Below are 19,126 nucleotides of genomic sequence, written 5' to 3'. Positions count from 1 at the left end.
GCTTCAGATTTTTTCCGAAAGCCGGATTGCCATCCGGCATCCCAGACGAATCGCTCCATGGAGCAAAGGATAGGCCGGTGCATCTTCCGCCCCGGCAGCCAGTGCCGCATCACGATGTTCGCGCTCTTCATCGCGAAAATCCTCGACCAGCGCGGTGAGCTCAGGATCGTCACCGTCCTTTTCCAGCTCTTCCAGTTGCCGGGTATAGTGAATATCGATCTCTTCCTCGATCGCTGCCGTACAGGCCATCGCAGCTTTGGGACCGATCAGGGCCGTAGCCGCCCCCAATGCGAAACCGGCAACCGACCAGACTGGTTGCAAAGCTGTAGGGCGGACACCGCGCTTTGCTATCAAGGCATCGAAAGCGATCCGGTGGCGTTCTTCCTGCACAGCCATACCGCGAATCTCGGTCGAATGATCGGCCCGGTCCCCCATGACCGCCAGCTGACCGGCATAAATCCGTGTCGCACCATATTCGCCAGCTTGATCCACCCGGATCATCGAAGAGCGGTCAGATGTCATGCGCGTGCCTTTCTCCTCAGAAGAACTCCGATCACTATGGCGCCGGCTGTCGAAATAAGGAAGTTCCAGCCGGCCAGCGAAATGCCGAATAGACTCCACTGAACCTCGTCGCAGCGTACCAAAGGCGCATTGAGAATCGCCATCAGGGGATCTTCCCCACCGGACGGCACCGTCGAGCAGGTGGTCAACCCCTCCCACCAGCCATATTCAACACCGGCATGATATCCGCCGATCAGGCCGGAGATCAGAATGGCCAGCGCTGCCAGTGCGATCCAGAGCCGTTTGGGCGGTATGACAGTAGAGACAAGCGCCAGAACCAGCGCAGCAAAATGCGGATAACGCTGCCACCAGCACATCTCGCAAGGGTAAAGGCCGAAAGCATATTGGCCGATATAGGCTCCGGCGAGCAGAAGCGCCGGAAGAGCGAGGGCCAGCCGCTGGGCCAGTTTGTCCGAAGGAATCACGTTTCTATATATCCGTCAGCCAGATTTATTTACGGGCGGCAAGAGCGGTGCCGCCGCCCGTACGCTCCAGCGTTTTCACCGCATAGTGAAGCTGGAAATCGTCGATCCCCTGCTCTTTCAATTCTTCAGGCGTCGCGGTGAAACGTGGATCCGGTTTGGAATCGGTTTCGAGATCCTTATCTTCCAGCCCCGCCTCATTGACCAGATGGCGCCGCAAGTCGGATTCACGATAGGAATATTTCGCCCGCTTCGCAGCATCCGGATCGGAGAGTTGCGGCACTTTGATATCGGGATCGATTCCGCCTTCCTGAACAGAACGGCCCGAGGGTGTATAATAACGTGCCGTGGTCAGTTTAAGCGCACTGTCCCGCGTCAGCGGCAGGAGCGACTGAACGCTGCCCTTGCCGAAACTGCGTTCGCCCATAATCAGTGCACGATGCTGATCCTGCAGCGCCCCGGCAACGATTTCGCTGGCAGACGCAGAGCCGGCATCGATCAGCACAATCATCGGCAGACCTTCCGCAGCATCGCCGGGATAGACCGTTTCGGCATCGTAATAGATCGTATCGCGCTTCGTGCGGCCGCGTTGCGATACGATCTGTCCATCGTCGAGAAACAGATCGGACAGTGCCACCGCTTCATCAAGCGAACCACCCGGATTGCGCCGCAGATCGAGCACCAGACCTTCCAGCGAACCACCCGCCTGCTGGCGAAGATCATTCAGAGCATCGTGGACATCCTTACCGACATCACGGCTGAACTCATTGACACTGACCACACCGATCTTACCGTCCTGAAGCTCATAAGTCACCGGTTCCAGCTCAATCACCCCGCGTGTAACATCTACATCGAACGGTTCGTCGCGTCCCGGCCGGAAAATCGACAATGTAATCGACGTTCCCGCTTCTCCGCGCATTTTTTCCACGGCCTCATCGAGTTCGAGACCGTAAATCAGTTTGCCGTCAATATGAGTGATATAATCGCCGGCCTTGAGCCCTGCCTTATCCGCCGGACTGCCTTTGAAGGGTGAGACGATCTTCACCGCCCCGTCATCCATCTGCACCGAAATACCAAGGCCCTGATAATTACCGTCGATCATGGTTTCGAGACGGTCAAGCGCCGCCCCGTCGAGATAAGAGGAATGCGGATCGAGCGAAGAGAGCATGCCATCGATGGCTCCACGGATAAGTGTATCGTCATCCACCGGCTCAACATAACTGCTTTTGATCCGCTGATAGACGGCAAAAAGCTTGTTGAATTCAGGCGATACTTTGCCATCAACCTGCGCCAGACCAGCAGTGGCTACGGGTACCATCGCAACAGCTGTCAGCAAGGCGGTAGCGCGCATTACGGGAGCGAATTTCATCGAGAAAGGCCTTTCATTTCGCGCGAATGTATAGAGCCTCGGCCCTGAATACCAGATGATGCAGACATAGCTGCTTTATCGGCTGACGAAACGCAGCGGATTGACCGCTTCGCCGTCCCGCCGCAGTTCCACTGAAATATGCCGGTCATGACCCGAAGGCGCGGTTCCCAACGGCATTCCGGCTCTCACCCGGTCACCAACCTGCACTGCAGTACGGCCAAGGCCCGTAACAACACTGGTCCATCCGCCCGCATGTTCGATAATCACGATCCGGCCATAACCTTGATAGGGACCGGCAAAGCCGACCCGGCCCGCAGCAGGAGCCACAATTTGCGCCCCCTCATGCGGCGCAAGAGTGAGGTTGCGCGCCCTTCCGGCATCACCCATTGCTCCAAATCCACTGACCAGCCGGCCATCGACAGGCAGCATATACGGCTTTGGCGCCGAAAGTGCGGCCTGTTCAAAAGGCGGCGCGGTTTGTGCAGGTGACCGCGCCTGCGAGGGGTGCGCGGGACGCAGCACCGGCCCCGGCAAAGCTGCAAGACGACGACGCAACGCGCCAGCGCGGTCCAGCTCACCGACCAGCATATCGAGATCTCGTGCCCGTTCGCCCAGAGCGAGTGCCCGGTTTGCCTCGCGGCTGGCACTGCCCTTCGCCTGCTCTGCCGCATCACGCTGACGCAGTTCGAGCGCAGCAAGTGACTGACGGCGCTTTAAGAGCCGGTCTTCCTGTGCTTTCAGCAAGCGGGCGGCATCCTCTGCTTCCCTGCGAAGAGCGCGACTGTGAGCGATTTCACTGCGCAGATCAGATGTCTGGTCATGAATTCGCGGCATGGCGGCCGACAACATGGCGCGCAAATAAACCATGTCCTTCACCGAGCCGGGCTGCAACACGCTGAGCGCAACCGGGCGTCTGCCTATCTGCTGCAAGGCAGAGGTCAATTGTACGATCGGACGCTGCTTTTCCGCCAGTCTGGCATCGAGCCGACGGCGCTCGCGTCCAATCAGCGCACTGCGTGCCTGCGCTGCTGCGCGCCCCGCCTCGGCCTGCTGAATATGTGCAGCAAGCGCAGCCATACGATTGGCGGCTTTATCAGCCTCAGCTTTCGATTTCTGCGCTTTTTCTTCAAATTGCGCGCTGCGCTTCTGCGCCGCGTCCTGTTCGGCAAGCGCCCTTTGCAGATCTTCGCGCAGGCTCCCGGAAACATTATGGGATTCAGTATTCTGACCTATGGCACTTATAGCCCACATGCTCACAGGCACGGAAAGGACGCAAAAGATGGTCAAAAGCCACGCCGAACGCATATAAACCGCTCCTAGCCCGAGCGATGATAGGGGTGGCCTGCCAGAATACTGGTTGCACGGAACAACTGTTCCATAAGCATTGCGCGGGCGAGCAGATGCGGCCAGGTAGCCGCGCCGAAGGCGAATAACAGATCGGCCTGCTGCCGCTCTTCATCCGAATGGCCATCTGCAGCCCCGATCACAAAACGCGTTTCACGAATTCCGTCATCGCGCCAGCGCCCCAGACAAAGGGCAAATTCCTCCGATCCCATCTGCCGCCCCTTCTCATCGAGCAGCACGGTGCGAAACGGCGTTTGCGGATCGGGAATTTTCCCGCCCGTTTCAGGAAGCTCGGTCAGACGGGTCGGCCAGCCGATACGTTTTTCATAGCGCTTCACCAGTTCAGCTTCGGGCGAACGCCCGATCTTACCGCGCGCGATAATATGGAGCAGCATGGCTCCGTTCAGGCCTGTCCGCTGCTACTCAGCGGTGCTTCGTCTCCGAAACCCCACATACGTTCGAGATTATAGAAGCTGCGCACTTCGGGGCGGAAGAGATGGACGACAACATCGCCCGAATCGATCAGCACCCAGTCTGCGGCAGGCAAGCCTTCCACTCGTGGCGTGCCGTAACCAGCCTGTTTGATACGCTCGGCCATCTTGGTGGCCATAGCAGCTACCTGGCGAGTGGAGCGCCCCGATGCGATCACCATATGGTCAGCGATACTCGATTTGCCTTCCAGCTCGATCGAGATGACGTCTTGTGCCTGATCGTCTTCGAGGCTCTCAAGAATAAGAGCATGGATACTACCCGGTTCTCCTCTGGGCATCTCTCCGGCGGGCGTCTGATTTTCTGATGTGTCGGCCATGATGAAAGGTATCGATGGATTCCGGCCAGAATAGGGCTGTCCAGACACATCCCCCCGATTCGGGGTCTGTTCGGACGAGTTCTGCACCTGATTCATCGTAGCGTTTCAAGCTCCTGCATTGGCACGGGCTCATGTGACAGAGGCCGTATCATGCGCCCTTTGTCCTGTCGGCCCGTTTGGTGGTGGGTTCATGAATGAGCGAGCGCGTCAAATCGTCTCTGGGTGGCGCGCCGACAAGGCGGCTAGCCCAGTCCGGATCGGTTCGGCGAATAGCAGTTGCCGAAAGCGGATCGGGATCAAAACGCAATTCTATCAGCGCCGGTGCGCTCCATTCATTCCGGTTTTTCAACCTGCCTGCGGGCAACCGAAAACGCCGCAACCAGGCCATCGCGGGGCTCGCGAGGGCATGCCTGTCATAACCCGGACGGGCGATAACCGCAATCGGCATTTCTGCAGCGATCCCCCGCCAGTCGCGCCAGCGGTGAAACTCGGCAAGATTATCCGCACCCATAAGCCATACAAAACGATGGCCGGGATAGCGGTGCCGCAAGGCTTTCAGCGTATCGACCGTATAGGGCGAGCCCAGTTCCCGTTCAATCGCACTGACCCGTATCGGTGCCCTTCGCGCTAAGCGCCTGGCCATTTTGACCCGGCTGAAGAGCGGCGACATGCCCGCTTTCGGCTTGAGCGGATTACCGGGTGAAACCAGCCACCAGACTTCATCAAGTCCCAGTGCCGCCATGGCGTTCAGCGTGATCCTTCGATGTGCATTATGCGCGGGATTGAAGCTGCCGCCCAGAAGGCCGATCAGAAGCCCTCGGCGATTGCAGACCCGCCGGTGCGTTTTACTTCTGGGGATCACCGCCAGCAACCCCGCCCTTGCGATATTCCCCCTGGCGCTCAAGCATCCAGCCCGGATAGGTACTGGCAGGCGGAGCGGCAGAATCTAGCCGCGCCATATCCTCATCGCTCAACTCTATATCGGCAGCACCGATATTGTCGGTCAACTGTTCAGGGCGTTTGGCCCCGAGGATGACGCTCGTTACAGCCGGCTTGGCCAGCAGCCAGGCAAGAGCGATCTGCGGCACGCTGGCCCCCTTTTCCTCAGCAATCGCACGCATCACATCCACCGCATCATAAGCGGTTTCCTTGTCGATCGGCGGGAAGTCAAATTCAGCCCGGCGGCCTTCAGCCTCGCCATTACGTGTGTACTTTCCTGAAAGAAAACCGCCGGCAAGCGGGCTCCATACCATCAGGCCCAGCCCCTCGCTTTCCAGCATCGGCACGATTTCCTGCTCAAGATCACGCCCGGCCAGCGAATAATAAGCCTGCAAAGATGCAAAACGCTCCCAATTCCGGCGTTCCGACACACCCAAAGCCTTCGTAATTTGCCAGGCCGCCCAGTTAGACACGCCGATATAACGCGCCTTACCCGAGCGCACGATATCATCGAGAGCGCGCAGCGTTTCTTCCATCGGCGTTGCCGGATCCCAGCCGTGAATCTGGTAAAGATCGATATGGTCAAGCCCCAGACGGGTGAGGCTCGCGTCGATCTGATCCATCAGGTGATAACGCGAAGTTCCCCGATCATTTACGCCATCGCCCATCGGCCCCATTGCCTTGGTGGCAAGAACATAATCCTGCCGACCAAGACCGAGATCGCGCAAAGCCTGCCCCGTAATCTTTTCGGACAAGCCCCCTGAATAGACATTCGCCGTATCGATAAAATTGATGCCGGCATCAAAGGCAGTTTTGACCAGAGCGGTAGAGCTTTGCTGATCGAGCGAACCGATCTTGGTCCACATCCCTTCGCCGCCAAAAGTCATGGTGCCGAAGCAGAGTTCCGATACGAACAGGCCGGTGCGGCCCAGTTGCTTATATTTCATCTGCTATCTCCTGCTTCCAACCGAAAACGGGCCGGAACACTTCGTTCCCGCCCGTTCGTTATGAATTATGCGGTCAGTCTGCCTGTCATGGCTAATCAGGCACGAGTCTGCCCTTCGCCGCGAACCTGCCATTTATAGGTTGTCAGGCCTTCCAGCGCCACGGGTCCACGCGCATGAATGCGGCCCGTCGCAATGCCAATCTCCGCACCGAGGCCAAATTCACCGCCATCGGCAAATTGCGATGACGTGTTACGCATCACGATGGCACTGTCGACCTCGGTAAGGAACCGCTCACCCGCTTCATCGTCATCGGTAATAATGACATCGGTGTGGCCTGAAGAATGGCGAGCAATATGGTCGAGCGCATCATCGAGACCATCCACGATTTTCAGCGAAACGACCGCATCAAGATATTCGGTGTCCCAGTCATTCGCGCCAGCCATACCGATCCTTTTATCGAGTGCACGGGCGCGCGAGTCACCCCGCACTTCGCATCCACCATCGATCAGATCGCCCACCACATCGGCTGCGTTGGGGAATTTTGAATCAATCAGCAGCGTTTCCATCGCTCCGCAAATGCCGGTCCGGCGCATTTTGGCATTAAGCGCAATAGCACGAGCCATCTCCGGATTAGCCTTGTCGTGAATATAGGTATGATTGATTCCGTCGAGATGGGCCAGAACCGGTACACGTGCATCGCTCTGTACCCGTGCGACCAGTCCCTTACCGCCACGCGGCACGATCATGTCGATAAGACCCGATGCCTGCAGCATGGCCCCAACAGCGGCACGGTCCTGTGTCGGCATGAGCTGCACGGCTGCTTCAGGGACTCCTTTGGTGGCCAGCCCTTTAACCATCGCCGCATGAATAGCGCGATTGGAGTAAACCGCTTCGCTGCCTCCGCGCAGGATCGTGGCATTGCCTGCCCGTACGCACAGAGAAGCAGCGTCGGCCGTAACATTCGGACGGCTTTCATAAATGATCCCGATCACGCCGATCGGAATACGGATACGCTGCAATTTGAGGCCAGTCGGCGCCGTGCTCTGATCGATCACCTGGCCGACCGGATCGGGCAGATCGGCTACCGCATCCACGGCATCGGCTATCCCATTAAGCCTGTCCGTATCGAGTTTCAGCCGGTCGAGCATAGCCTTGCTCAGACCATTGGATTCACCGGCCGCGATATCTTTGGCGTTTTCTTTAAGGATGGTCGGTGCATCATCGCGTAGTGAAGCGGCAGCCGCATGCAGTGCATCCGCCTTTTCAGTATCGCTCATGCGGGCGAGCACCCGCTGCGCAGAACGCGCATCACGGGCCAGATCATGCACCAGCGTGGTGCAATCGTCGGAAAGTTCAGCTTGTGTAGACATGTCGGTTTCCTAACACCGGCAAAGCGGCTTGTCATTTTATCGCTTGGTTCACCTCACCGACTCGGATGAATCCGGTTTAGTTCCCAGATATTCAGCGATTTCCCGTATGTTCAGCAGCGATTCATTCCGTCTGTATGGTCTTTTCACCTATTATAACAAATGCAAATTGGTGATCCCTGCGTTCTATGTTACCCGACTTCTTGGACGGAAATAGGGATTCGGGGTTCGAATACCGCTTATGAATGCTAGCAGGCTTTGGGATCGCCTGCGGAGCTGTTTTCCTGATCGTGAGTTGTTTATGCGTTCACGAGGGCAGGTCCGCTTTGTTACGTTGACGTCACGTGTCCAGATGGCCGCGGCAGGAATCGTTGCGGCTCTTTTGATGGCATGGATTCTGTCCATGGCCCTCATGGCTTTTAGCCAATATCGTTCACAGCATGACCGGACAGCTCTGGCCAAGCGTGAAACACAAGTCGCCAATGCGGAACAGAGCGTAGCCCATTATCGCGATGACCTTGGCGAGCTGGCCGATGATCTTGCCCGGCGGCAGGCATTTCTCGAAGAAATGGTCGATATGCTGCCCGACGATCTGCGCAAAGACGCAAATGGTCAGGGTAAGGAAACAGCAGAGACAAAGCCCGCAGTGGAAACCGGTACGCCGAAAAACGAACAGCACCTGCTCGACACAGCAGCCAAGATCAGTGCCGCCATTCCCGAAGCATCCAGCCTTGCCCGGCTCGATCAGCGTCAGTTTGCCTTTGTTGATCGTCTGACCCGTCTGGTCAATCAACGCAACCGAAAGGCCGAAACTGCTATTCGTGCGCTGGGTCTCAGCCCGGCTGTGATGCTTGCAAGCGCCCGCAACGCACAGGGTGGGCCACTGGAAAAGCTCTCAACCCGCCGGGACGGTTCGGTTGATCCGCGTTTCGAACGGCTCGGCCTCGCCCTCGCCCGGCTTGCAGCCTATAGTCAGGCCCTGGCCGGCGTTCCACAGGTCATGCCGGTCGGCACCGCCTCGATTTCATCAGGATTCGGCTATCGCAGTGATCCTTTTACGGGCGGCGGTGCAATGCATAAAGGCATCGATTTCCGCGGAAAACGGGGAACACCAATACATGCAGCAGCCAGCGGAACAGTTAGCTTTGTCGGTTATCGATCTGGCTATGGTAAAGTCGTAGAGATCAATCACGGCAACGGTATAATCACCCGCTATGCGCATATGTCCGCCTGGAAGTCCAAACGCGGACAGGCTGTCAAAGCAGGCAGTATTATCGGCGCAATGGGGAGTACAGGACGCTCAACAGGGCCTCACCTCCATTTTGAAGTGCGCATCCATAATCGCGCAGTCAATCCGCGCCCTTTTCTGGAGACCGCTCCACATGTTCTCGAAAAAATCCGCGCAGCCCAGCACTCTCGCACCCTTGTCGCGAGCTGATTCGCGAATGAGTAAGGGTACATTCTCGGTCATCGGGGCAGATGTAGTGATTGCCGGAGACCTCACCGCCAGCGCCGATCTGCATCTCGACGGACGAATCGAAGGGGATCTGTCCTGCGCTGCTTTGGTACAAGGCGAAAGCGGCGTGATCGAAGGTTCGGTCCATGCACAAAGTGCCCGTCTGTCAGGCCGGATAAAAGGGTCGATTACCGCTAGCGAATTGGTAATTCTACGTAACGCCGTGGTCGAGGGCGATGTGTTCTACAAAGCCCTCACCATTGAAGAAGGTGCCTGTGTGGAAGGCCGTTTCAGCCAGAAACGCGATGACACGTCGGTAGATGAAAACAGCGAGAAGCCTGACCTCGCTCTCGCCAATTAGACCGACTTACCCGCAGACCAAACAAAACCGGCCCTGCTTTTTAGCAGAGCCGGTTTTTCAATTTTCGATCAATTGAGGTGAAATCAGTCCTGATTCTCACCGGCTTCAGCCGCACGTTTGGCCTGAAGCCATGCGGCAGCTTCGGCTTCCTGTGCGGCTTCCGAAGCAGCACGAGCCTGATCCTCGCGCTCGGCACGCAACTCATCGATCAGCTTCTGCTTTTCGTCGCCGCCTTCATCCACAACCTGTTCTTCGGTCGTGTCGTCGGTCCCACTCTTCTTCGCAGCCTTAGCAACAGCAGCATCGAGTTCGCGCTGCGAACACAGGCCGAGCGTTACCGGATCCTTCGCCTGAATGTTCTGGATGTTCCAGTGTTCCCGGTCACGAATCGCAGCAATGGTGGTACGGGTGGTGCCGATCAGCTTCGAAATTTGTGCATCGGACATTTCCGGATGATTACGCAAAATCCATGCGATACCATCGGGTTTGTCCTGCCGCTTGGAAACCGGCGTATAGCGCGGCCCCTTGGTACGGCTGACTTCGACCGGAGCCTTTTGCATCTTGAGTCGATAATCGGGGTCGGCCTGACCACGTTCGATCTCTTCATGCGTTAATTCGCCCGAATGCACGGGATCGCGCCCGGTATATTTAACACTGGCCAGGTCATCGGCCATGGCCTGAACTTCAAGAATATGCAGACCGCAAAATTCCGCAATCTGGGGAAAGCTGAGCGCGGTGTTATCGACCAGCCAGGAAGCTGTCGCATGCGGCATCAGGGGGGTGGGCTGGGCCACGATAATCTCCGATGTCTCGGCTCCTGTTTCGGAGCGGAAAATATAAGGGCCGCCCCTTACCGGAGCGGCCTTTCGCACTCTATTTAGGCTATTGCCCCCTTTTCGGCAAGATAAAGCCGCATAACAAAACGGATTTAGCGTTTGCGGACAGGCGGAACGCTTATTCGGCCAGTGCTGCCCAGGTCATGGCGGAGAGAGTTGGTTCCGATATTTCAGGTTCCAGCGCTGCCAGAAACTGGTCTGTGCTGGCATCCCAACTGAAGCGCTGCCCATGGGCCAGACAGTCTTCCCGATCACATTGCAAGGCCCGGGCAATGGCTTGTTCCAGCCGCTCATCCATGGCGCCGCTACGCGCATCGAGCACGTCGAGAGGCCCTGTCACCGGATAGGCGGCAACTGGCGTCCCACATGCGAGCGCTTCGATCATGACCAGACCGAAAGTATCCGTTCGGCTCGGAAAAACAAATACATCAGCCCCGGCATAACAGGCAGCCAGTGCAGCACCGCTCTGCTTTCCAAGAAAATATGCTTCGGGAAATTCATGCCGCAAGCGAGTCAGAGCCGGTCCGTCACCCACCACCACTTTGGAACCCGGATGACTATTGGACAGAAATGCCTCAACATTCTTCTCTACCGCCACCCGGCCAACATAAATCTGAATTGGGCGAGGTAGTTCGAAAAACAGGTCGGGAGGCGCAACATCAGGGCGGAATGTCGCCAGATCGACTCCGCGGCTCCAATGGCGCAATTGTGTCAGCCCCTGCTCCCGCAATTGACGGCGTACCGTTTCAGTGGCGACCATAATACCGGCTGAAGGCCGGTGGAACCAGCGAATATACGGCCAGAAGACAGAGGCAGGTAGCTTGGTGCGGCGGGCAAGATAATCAGGGAATTGCGTATGATAAGCTGTGGTAAAAGGCTTGCCGTTCTTCACGCAATAGCGCCGCGCCGCCAGCCCTAGCGGCCCTTCAGTGGCAATATGGATGGCATCGGGAGAAAAGGCATCCAGTTGACGGGCAATGCGGCGCTGACCGGCAAAGGACAGGCGGATTTCCGGATAAGTCGGACAGGGCACAGACCTGAACTGGTCGGGTGAAACCGTCATCACTTTGTGACCGCGACACATCAGCGCTTCGGTTACAGTCTGCAAGGTGCGCACCACACCATTAACCTGAGGAACCCAGGCATCAGTAATCAGGGCAATTTTCATGCGGCTGCCGATTTGCGGGTGCTTTCCGCATTCACTTCGGCAACCTCCCGATCAGCAGCGCGTTTAATAACTTCATCGGCCCAGTGGAGAATTTCCATGCGGCCATCGAAATGCTCGACCAGTGCATTACAGCCTTCGACCCAGTCGCCGTCATTGTAATATTCGATACCATTGAATTCACGCATTTCCGCAGTGTGGATATGGCCGCAAACAACGCCATCCACACCCCGTTCACCTGCGGCACGTGCCACGATCTCTTCATAGCGCGAGATGAACTCTACAGCATTCTTTACCTTATGCTTGGCTATCTTACTGAGCGACCAATAAGGTAGATCAAACTTGCGCCGAACCGCATTAACCCAGCGATTGAGCCCCATCATCAGATGGTAAAGCGCATCTCCCACAAAGGCGAGCCAGCGATGGGCCAGCATAATAGCATCGAATTCATCACCATGCAGGATCATTAGGCGGCGGCCATCCGCAGTAGTATGAAAAGCGGCGCGGCGAATTTCCACGCCCCCGAAGTTCAGGCCAGTAAATTGCCGGAACATTTCGTCATGATTGCCAGGTATGTAAACAATCCGCGTACCGCGTTTGGCACGCTTCAAAATCCGCCAGACAATATCGTTATGTGCGGCCGGCCAATAAAACTTCTTTTTCAATCGCCAGCCGTCGATAATGTCACCAACAAGATACATTGTTTCTGAATCGACATTGTCGAGAAAATCTATCAGTAAATCGGCATTGCACCCTTTGGTGCCCAGATGAACGTCACTGATCCAGATTGTCCGATATTTCCGACGGCCTTCCAGAGAAGGTTCAGGTCGGGAAGGTTTATGAACTTGTGGAAAGGCGGAGATGATCGCTCCCTGATGCGATCCCTTCTTGTCAAATTCGTCCAGCATGGTCGAGGCCCCGGTTTATTCAGCTCGGCAGCCTTTGCCTAAACAGGGAATGTTACACAGGAAGAACATTTTCGAGACAATACAATGACTAAACTACATCTTCATTGAAATTAACCACCCAAATAAGTAAAATATCGAGGTATTTATTCCTGATCTTGTTAAATGGGAGAGCAATCAGTTGTTATAATAAACCTGCCTGAAATGCATGGAAACAGCCTCATAGCTGTATCAGGTCGTGATCATATCCGAATGGTCGCTTTCTGCCATTTGTTGCATGGTCAGATCGAGAACATCCGCCGTTACCGATGCAACTGTATCGGCAAATGCCACTCCACTCTCGTCCACACCCATTCCGTCCGCTTCGACGGGCATAAGAGGTACAATGTCAACTGGATTATCAAAAACATCCAGATCGACTGAAGGCATATCGTTCAGCAGAGTAAAAGCAGAAACACTGGCCAAAGAATCCGCTTCAGGAGGTAAACCCACAGCTTCTGTCTCATCAGTAACATTGACCGTCAGGTCGAGAACCGAATCCTGAATGCCGTCATTGACGGTAACCTGAACTTCATAGCTATTGGTGCCAGCGTTCGATGCCGGTGATTCATAATCGGGAGCCGTCAGAAATGTCAGCTCCCCCGTTGAAGAATCTATCGCGAATAAAGCCTGATCGGCACCGCCAGTCAGTGAATAGCTGAGAACATCTCCTTCCGGGTCTTCTGCATCTATGGTGACAACAGAGGTCTGATTTTCAGGTACATCCAGAGAAGTAGCGGTCGTGATTGCCGCAGCTTCATTCACATCCGTCACGATAATAGTCACATCCTGACTGGACATGCTGGTCCCATCATCGGCCGTCACAGTAATATTGTAATCATTTGCGCCGCTGTCATCCTGCGGATCTTCAAAATCAGGCGCTTCGGTAAAGCGGACTTCACCTGTCTCACTATTGATCGTGAACAGAGCCGCATCATCGCCGGACAGGCTGAATGTGATGTCATCGCCCTCGAAATCATCAACTATTGTCTGATAAGCCAGTGTTTGATTTTCTTCTATGCTCACTGCTGCATCACTGGTAAAATTCGGTGCATCATTGGCGTTTTTCACCACGATGGCAACGGTTTGCGACACAGTCTCGGTCCCATCATCGGCCGTGACGTTGATGATATAGATGCCATCTTCATTGCTATCGAGCGGTGCTTCATAATCCGGACTGGTTTTGAATGTGATCGCACCGCTTTCAGAATCGATATCGAAGAGATCGGAGTCCGTACCGGATATGGAATAGGTAAGCGTGTCATTATCAAGATCGCTGGCTTCGACCTGATAGGCTTCGAACTGGTTTTCAAAAACGGAATGGGTTGTCTCGCTGGAAATGACGGGTGCGCGATTGGAACTGTTGCTGCCTCCATCGCCAGAATCGGTATCGTCACCGTCGGAAGCATTATCGTCGCCTCCGGATTCATCGCCTCCATCACTCGACTTATCATTATCCAACGCAATAATCGCCGCCGCCGCACCACCGCCTACGGCAACTGTACCAAGCGCTATCGTTCCCAGTGAAAGCGGTGCACTTGCTCCCGGAACAAGCCCGTTCAAAGCCATGGCAGCAGGCGTAACGTAAGTCTGCCCCTTCGAAACATAGAACTGATCGGGGGGCAGGATGACTGTGAAGCCGTTTGACATGGTGATCTGAAGAGACCCGTTAGCGAGTATGTCGAAAGCTTCTGCTCCCTGAATGTCATCCACCGCCACAGCTTCCGCACCAGATTGGGCATGCGCTTCCGAAGCCAACCCCAGACTAATCAGCCCGAGAAGAGCCGAAGCGCTGCTGCGCATATGCTGTCTGATTTTCATGCTATTTCCTATCTGCGGTGTCATCGCCAGACACACTCCCGCAGATAGGGATCCACAGCAATTAGGGGTTATATCTTATAAAGCCAAAATAGATCTTTTTATTGAAATAGGAATTTCACTCTCTCAGTTCAATAATATGCATTTTCTTACGTACCTTATATTCTAACATACCTTATTATGCTCCGAAATGGAGGTTATTACGGGTAGTCGCTTATTGGTCTGTTTAAATATGCTGTGTTCATTCCGCGCATGACCCGCCCTTCGGGACACGCGACGCAAGGGGAAAGAACATGGCAAATGATATGTCCGCGGGCGAAACTTCGCCCTGGACAAAAATACCGGGCACCAACGGCCCTTTAAATCCCTATTTTTTGACAGCAGCCGGTTTCACTGTCGTGGTCAATCTGACCTTGCTGGTAGCTCCGCTTTACATGCTGCAGGTCTATGACCGGGTGCTAACATCGGGCTCGATCGAAACGCTGATTCTGATTACGTTGCTCGCTCTGGGACTTTTACTTGTCTATGCAGTGGCGGAAGCCGCAAGGCGGCGCACCATGGCTCTGGCATCCAGTCGCCTTCAATCCCTTTATGATGAGCAGGAGTTCGCACAAGGGCTACAATCCCTGAAGCCGGGCCGGTTGCTGGGAGATCAGACCGACCTGTCAACCATGCAGCAATTCCTTTCGCATGGCATGATTCTGCCTTTCATGGACCTGCCCTTCACCCCGTTCTTCATTCTGGTGATGTTCTTGGTTCATCCGATACTCGGTTTTCTGGCGTTGGGTGGCGCGGTGCTGCTGCTCGGCATTGCTTTCAGCAGTGAAAAGTTCACCCGAAACCGGGTCGAAGAGGCCCAGAAGGCGGAAAATGCCGCAAGGATCTATGCCAGCGGCCTCGAAAGGCAACGCTCGGCCATTATAGCCATGGGTATGGTTGTTCCGGCCTTCCATGCGTGGAAAAAACAGAAGGACACAGCCGATACGCGCGCGCTCAACAATGCCAGCGAGAATGCAGCCTACAGCTCATCCACGCGCGGATTACGTATGGTTTTGCAAATTGCTGCGTTAGCCATTGGTGCAGTTCTGGTCCTGGATCAGCGCACCAGCCCGGGGACGATCGTCGCGGGATCCATTCTGCTGGGTCGTGCCCTTGCTCCGATCGATCAGTCGGTCGGCATGTGGCGTCAGGTGGTCAATGCCCGGACAGCATGGCGCAGGCTGGGCCAGCGCCTTCTGGGCGAAAAGACTCCGAGTAACTTCATTCCATTACCTCGCCCGGATCCGTTTCTGGAAGCGAAGAATCTCGAAATCGGCGTTCCCGGCAGTGAACGACCTATCGTACCCAAATTCAGCATTTCCTTCGAGGAAGGTAATCTGACGGCACTCGTCGGTAGCGTCGGTTCGGGCAAAACGACCTTTCTGCAAACACTAGCCGGCGCCTGGCCTGCCATGTCCGGCACAATTCATCTGGGGGGAAGGGACATTCATCGCTGGCCCTCCGCGGATCGCGGACAATATATCGGCTATGTTCCGCAAGATGCAGAGTTACTTTCCGGGACGATCGCACAGAATATTGCCCGTTTCGGCGAAGCCGATTCCAACGACGTTATCAATGCTGCCCGCTCCGCGGGCGCTCACCGCACCATCATGGCCATGCCGGATGGTTATGACACCTTTGTCGGTCCTGGTGGCACGCATGTAAGCGCGGGGCAAAAACAGCTTATCAGTCTGGCGCGGGCCTTTTTCGGAAGTCCTGCCTTGTTGTTACTCGACGAGCCGTCCGCCAATCTGGACCGACACCTCCATCAGGTTCTTTTTACAGCTCTGCAAGGCATGCGCGAACGCGGTACAATCATCGTACTTGCCACGCATGATCCGCGCCTGATCGAACAGTGCGACCGTGTGATCCTCATGTCACCTCAGCGAGTCGCAGCTGCCCGTCCGGAAGACTATCTGGCGGCACCAGTCGCTGAGCCGGTTTCCACATCCTCCCAGTTTGCAAAGCGAGCGGAATAATGTCCCTTTTACGAGAAGATCGCTGGCTGCGTCGGGCAGCCATCTTTTGCGGCGTCTCCTTTGGCGGTTTCCTTCTATGGGGAAGTCTTGCCCCACTTGCCGAAGGCGTTACCGCCTATGGTAAGGTAGCGGCCGATATGGACCGTCAGGTCGTGCAGCATCTCGAAGGCGGCATCGTCGACGAGATTCTGGTGCGCGAAGGCGACATGGTCGAAGCGGGGCAACAATTGATGATCCTGCGCGATGTGTCGGCGATATCGGGCCGTACGCAGGTTGCCATCGACTATGCCGATATCCGGGCAACGATCGCCCGGCTCGCAGCTTTATCCGCTCAGGACAAGACGCTCGACCTGTCTGGTTTCGATTTCGGAGACATCGATAAAGAAACACAACAGGAGATCGTCCAACGACAAAAGGATCTCTTTGCCCAGCAAAATCGCAAACTGGCAGCGGATGTCAGCGTGTTGGAAGCGCGCCGGCTGGGATTGAAGGAAAGAGTCGAAAACAGCGAGACCGAAATTGAAAGCAATCAACACCAATTGGAAATTGTTCGGCGAGAATTGAAAGAAAAGCGCCAATTACTGAGCGAAAAGCTGATTGCCGCCGCCGAAGTAACAGCACTTGAACGGGACGAAGCGACGTTAACAGCTGAAATCGGCCGACTGACCACTGCGCAAGCTACAGCCAAAGCAGAAGTGGCGGAACTGACCGAGCAAATCGCTCAAACCAGAGCCGAATTTGCGCGAGAAGTGGCAGCCGATCTGGTCAAAGCGAGGAGCCAAAGGTCAGAATTCGCCCAGAAATTACTGGCTATGGAAGATGTCGTCAATCGGTCGGTTATCACGGCGCCGGTTGCCGGAACGATTCTCAATCTCACTATGAACACAACGGGCGGAGTCGTTCGGGCAGGCGAACCGATTATGGAAATCGTGCCCAGCAATGACGCTCTGATTGCAACAGTGCAGGTGCGCCCGTCCGATATCGAAAGCGTCTATGGCGGCCTCGCAGTGCGCACCCGCCTTTCGGGCCTCGCTGGCTGGCGCACACCGAGTCTTGACGGCGAAGTCGCACAGGTCAGTGCCGATTTAAAAACCAGCCAGTCAGGCGATTACAGCTATTACGAGGCACGCATTCGGATGAATTCGGAGGAGCTCGATCGACTCGATACTGAAGTCATCCCTGGCATGCCGATCGAAGCTTTTATCCGGTCAGGCAACAGCAGGACCTTGATCGATTATCTGTTCGAGCCACTCAACAATACGATCAGAAGGGGCGCGCGCTCATGATCCGCTTCTCCTTTACGGCTTTTGCCATGCTCATTGGCACATCGCTTTGCTGGCCTGTACAGGCGCAAATGATCGCACCCCTTCCCGTCGTAGTGACAGATAAAGAGGGTGTACCAAGTGTTCGAGAGCCTGTTGGCCCGACTTTACATGCACCTTCCCCATCCAGCCTCGATTCAACCCATTGCCTGTCTTTTACAACTGCTCTGCGCCTTGCAACAGGGCACAGCCCTGAGCGTACATTGGCGCAGGCGGAACAGCAGATTGCCCGTGCCCGACTAAAGCAGGAAAGGGGAACCGGATTGCCCAGCCTTTCTGCCTATGCCAGGGCAGCAGATGGCGATACGGGGCTGGTCGATGGTCGGACCAACACGCAAAGCGGCCTGATTGCTTCACAGCGCATTTTCGATTTCGATCAGGGGCATTTTCGTATGAAAGCCGCTCGCGAACGGTCAAGAGCCGCGCTGTTCAAGATTGTTGATGCCTCCACGCAAGCTCGTATCAAAGCCGGCGAAACCTATCTCGATATTCTGGAAGCACGCGAAAGACTGGCCGCGGCCAGGCGGCGCGAATCCCGTTTTACCGAATTATCGAACGGTGTCGATCGCCGGCTTGAAACCGGTCTCATCACGAAGGCCACGGCCAGCAGTATTCTCGCCGAAGCCGCTTCCGCATCGGCTCAGAGAGTCGAAGTGGAGTTGGCCATGGAAACTGCGCAAATCGAAATCGGTCTGCTAACCGGCAACACTCAATCTCTCTGCGGGAAAACGGACGATGTGAACAAGACGCTCGACCTGCCTCCGGTCGTAATGCATGGTCCGTTCGATTCTCTCAGTGCCGCCATGGCGGCTCCTGACGTGAAGGCCGCAATGGCCATGCGCGATGCAGCGCTGGCGGATCTCGAAACATCACGTCGTCTGCAAAGGCCGGTTATCAGCATTAAGGGCATAGGCGCTTATCAATATGATGAACTTCTAAAACGATGGGAATTCGCTAAAAAAATCGGTCTCGATATTGAAATGCCGCTTTATTCAGGTGGCAGCTATGGTGGCGAACGGGACGAGGCGCGCGCCCGTGCCGCATCAGCGGCAGGCGATATTCAAAGACTGACACGCAATTATCGTCGCCAGCTCGAACAGGGTATTCAACGTATTCACGCCTTGGGGGACGTGGCTTCCGCAAGAGATGAAGCAGTAGCGGCCCAACGCGATGAAGTGGCTGCCGTGCGCGAACAATTTGAACGCGGTCTGCGCCCCTATCAGGACTATGAAAGAGCCGAAGCCGACCTGGCCCAGTCCGAAGTATCCAGTATTGCAGCACATTATGCCGCCTTGCGGGAGCGTTTGCAGGTGCTCGCCCTGTTAGGCCTGCTGCCTGCCAAGATGCATTAATCCGATCCAATGTTTCCATGAGGTGTTCTGAATGTAGCCTAACCGCATAGACTATACGTCAGAACATCTCATGAAACGATAATCCTTAAATGCCGAA

The 19,126-nt window shown here is 55.7% G+C and carries 18 protein-coding genes; 5 read left to right on the top strand and 13 right to left on the bottom strand.

What is annotated here, in order from left to right; translation table 11 throughout:
* Nucleotides 1-3 precede the first annotated feature (3 nt).
* From D6851_RS13855 to D6851_RS13815, 9 genes are all read right to left on the bottom strand, one after another.
* Nucleotides 4-522 carry a demethoxyubiquinone hydroxylase family protein gene (locus tag D6851_RS13855; RefSeq protein ID WP_120325489.1) on the bottom strand — a complete coding sequence of 173 codons (519 nt, stop codon included), beginning with the start codon at nt 520-522 and terminating at the stop codon, nt 4-6.
* Nucleotides 519-986 (bottom strand): disulfide bond formation protein B, encoded by a 468-nt coding sequence (locus D6851_RS13850; RefSeq protein ID WP_120325488.1) that lies wholly within the window; start codon nt 984-986, stop codon nt 519-521. The genes D6851_RS13855 and D6851_RS13850 overlap by 4 nt, the downstream gene beginning before the upstream one ends.
* Nucleotides 987-1,011: 25 nt before the next feature.
* On the bottom strand, nt 1,012-2,352 hold the full coding sequence (locus D6851_RS13845; protein WP_120325487.1) for a S41 family peptidase: 1,341 nt from the start codon (nt 2,350-2,352) through the stop codon (nt 1,012-1,014).
* Nucleotides 2,353-2,427: 75 nt separating this feature from the next.
* Nucleotides 2,428-3,603 carry a murein hydrolase activator EnvC family protein gene (locus D6851_RS13840; RefSeq protein ID WP_120325523.1) on the bottom strand — a complete coding sequence of 392 codons (1,176 nt, stop codon included), beginning with the start codon at nt 3,601-3,603 and terminating at the stop codon, nt 2,428-2,430.
* Nucleotides 3,604-3,668: 65 nt separating this feature from the next.
* Nucleotides 3,669-4,091, bottom strand: coding sequence for a 23S rRNA (pseudouridine(1915)-N(3))-methyltransferase RlmH (locus D6851_RS13835; RefSeq protein ID WP_120325486.1), 423 nt, complete (start codon nt 4,089-4,091; stop codon nt 3,669-3,671).
* 8 nt (nt 4,092-4,099) lie between these two features.
* Nucleotides 4,100-4,465, bottom strand: coding sequence for a ribosome silencing factor (gene rsfS / locus D6851_RS13830; protein ID WP_120325522.1), 366 nt, complete (start codon nt 4,463-4,465; stop codon nt 4,100-4,102).
* Nucleotides 4,466-4,652: 187 nt separating this feature from the next.
* Nucleotides 4,653-5,366, bottom strand: coding sequence for a nicotinate-nucleotide adenylyltransferase (locus tag D6851_RS13825; protein ID WP_238474111.1), 714 nt, complete (start codon nt 5,364-5,366; stop codon nt 4,653-4,655).
* Entirely contained in the window at nt 5,350-6,390 is a 1,041-nt protein-coding gene (locus tag D6851_RS13820) for an aldo/keto reductase (protein WP_120325485.1), read from the bottom strand. The genes D6851_RS13825 and D6851_RS13820 overlap by 17 nt, the downstream gene beginning before the upstream one ends.
* A 95-nt stretch (nt 6,391-6,485) precedes the next feature.
* Entirely contained in the window at nt 6,486-7,760 is a 1,275-nt protein-coding gene (locus D6851_RS13815) for a glutamate-5-semialdehyde dehydrogenase (protein WP_120325484.1), read from the bottom strand.
* A gap of 400 nt (nt 7,761-8,160) precedes the next feature.
* Here D6851_RS13815 and D6851_RS13810 point away from each other — a divergent pair, with 400 nt between their 5' ends.
* Nucleotides 8,161-9,195 carry a M23 family metallopeptidase gene (locus D6851_RS13810; protein ID WP_238474110.1) on the top strand — a complete coding sequence of 345 codons (1,035 nt, stop codon included), beginning with the start codon at nt 8,161-8,163 and terminating at the stop codon, nt 9,193-9,195.
* Between the two features lie 7 nt (nt 9,196-9,202).
* Nucleotides 9,203-9,574 (top strand): bactofilin family protein, encoded by a 372-nt coding sequence (locus D6851_RS13805; protein WP_238474109.1) that lies wholly within the window; start codon nt 9,203-9,205, stop codon nt 9,572-9,574.
* A gap of 83 nt (nt 9,575-9,657) precedes the next feature.
* On the opposite strand, the gene D6851_RS13800 is transcribed toward D6851_RS13805, so the two are convergent.
* The 4 genes from D6851_RS13800 to D6851_RS13785 form a co-directional block, all read right to left on the bottom strand.
* A complete protein-coding gene (locus D6851_RS13800) occupies nt 9,658-10,368 on the bottom strand; it encodes a DUF1013 domain-containing protein (protein WP_120325519.1) in 711 nt (236 codons plus the stop codon).
* 160 nt (nt 10,369-10,528) lie between these two features.
* Nucleotides 10,529-11,578, bottom strand: a complete 1,050-nt coding sequence (locus tag D6851_RS13795) for a glycosyltransferase family 4 protein (RefSeq protein ID WP_120325482.1) — start codon at nt 11,576-11,578, stop codon at nt 10,529-10,531.
* Nucleotides 11,575-12,483 carry a UDP-2,3-diacylglucosamine diphosphatase gene (locus tag D6851_RS13790; protein ID WP_120325481.1) on the bottom strand — a complete coding sequence of 303 codons (909 nt, stop codon included), beginning with the start codon at nt 12,481-12,483 and terminating at the stop codon, nt 11,575-11,577. The genes D6851_RS13795 and D6851_RS13790 overlap by 4 nt, the downstream gene beginning before the upstream one ends.
* A 228-nt stretch (nt 12,484-12,711) precedes the next feature.
* The gene (locus D6851_RS13785) at nt 12,712-14,340 is read right to left on the bottom strand and encodes a cadherin domain-containing protein (protein ID WP_183030102.1); all 1,629 of its coding nucleotides are present in this window, start codon (nt 14,338-14,340) and stop codon (nt 12,712-12,714) included.
* A gap of 290 nt (nt 14,341-14,630) precedes the next feature.
* Between D6851_RS13785 and D6851_RS13780 the strand changes: the two genes are divergently transcribed.
* Genes D6851_RS13780 through D6851_RS13770 form a run of 3 tightly spaced genes read left to right on the top strand, consistent with a single transcriptional unit; the run spans nt 14,631 to nt 19,029 of the window.
* On the top strand, nt 14,631-16,355 hold the full coding sequence (locus tag D6851_RS13780) for a type I secretion system permease/ATPase (protein WP_120325479.1): 1,725 nt from the start codon (nt 14,631-14,633) through the stop codon (nt 16,353-16,355).
* On the top strand, nt 16,355-17,641 hold the full coding sequence (locus D6851_RS13775) for an HlyD family type I secretion periplasmic adaptor subunit (RefSeq protein WP_120325478.1): 1,287 nt from the start codon (nt 16,355-16,357) through the stop codon (nt 17,639-17,641). The genes D6851_RS13780 and D6851_RS13775 overlap by 1 nt, the downstream gene beginning before the upstream one ends.
* On the top strand, nt 17,638-19,029 hold the full coding sequence (locus tag D6851_RS13770; RefSeq protein ID WP_120325477.1) for a TolC family protein: 1,392 nt from the start codon (nt 17,638-17,640) through the stop codon (nt 19,027-19,029). Before D6851_RS13775 ends, D6851_RS13770 begins: the two co-directional genes overlap by 4 nt.
* Nucleotides 19,030-19,126: the final 97 nt, after the last annotated feature.

Source organism: Altericroceibacterium spongiae (genome assembly GCF_003610805.1).
GTDB classification, from domain to species: domain Bacteria; phylum Pseudomonadota; class Alphaproteobacteria; order Sphingomonadales; family Sphingomonadaceae; genus Altericroceibacterium; species Altericroceibacterium spongiae.
The sequence above is the reverse complement of the archived record's forward strand: the minus strand, read 5'-3'. Positions and strand labels throughout refer to the sequence as shown.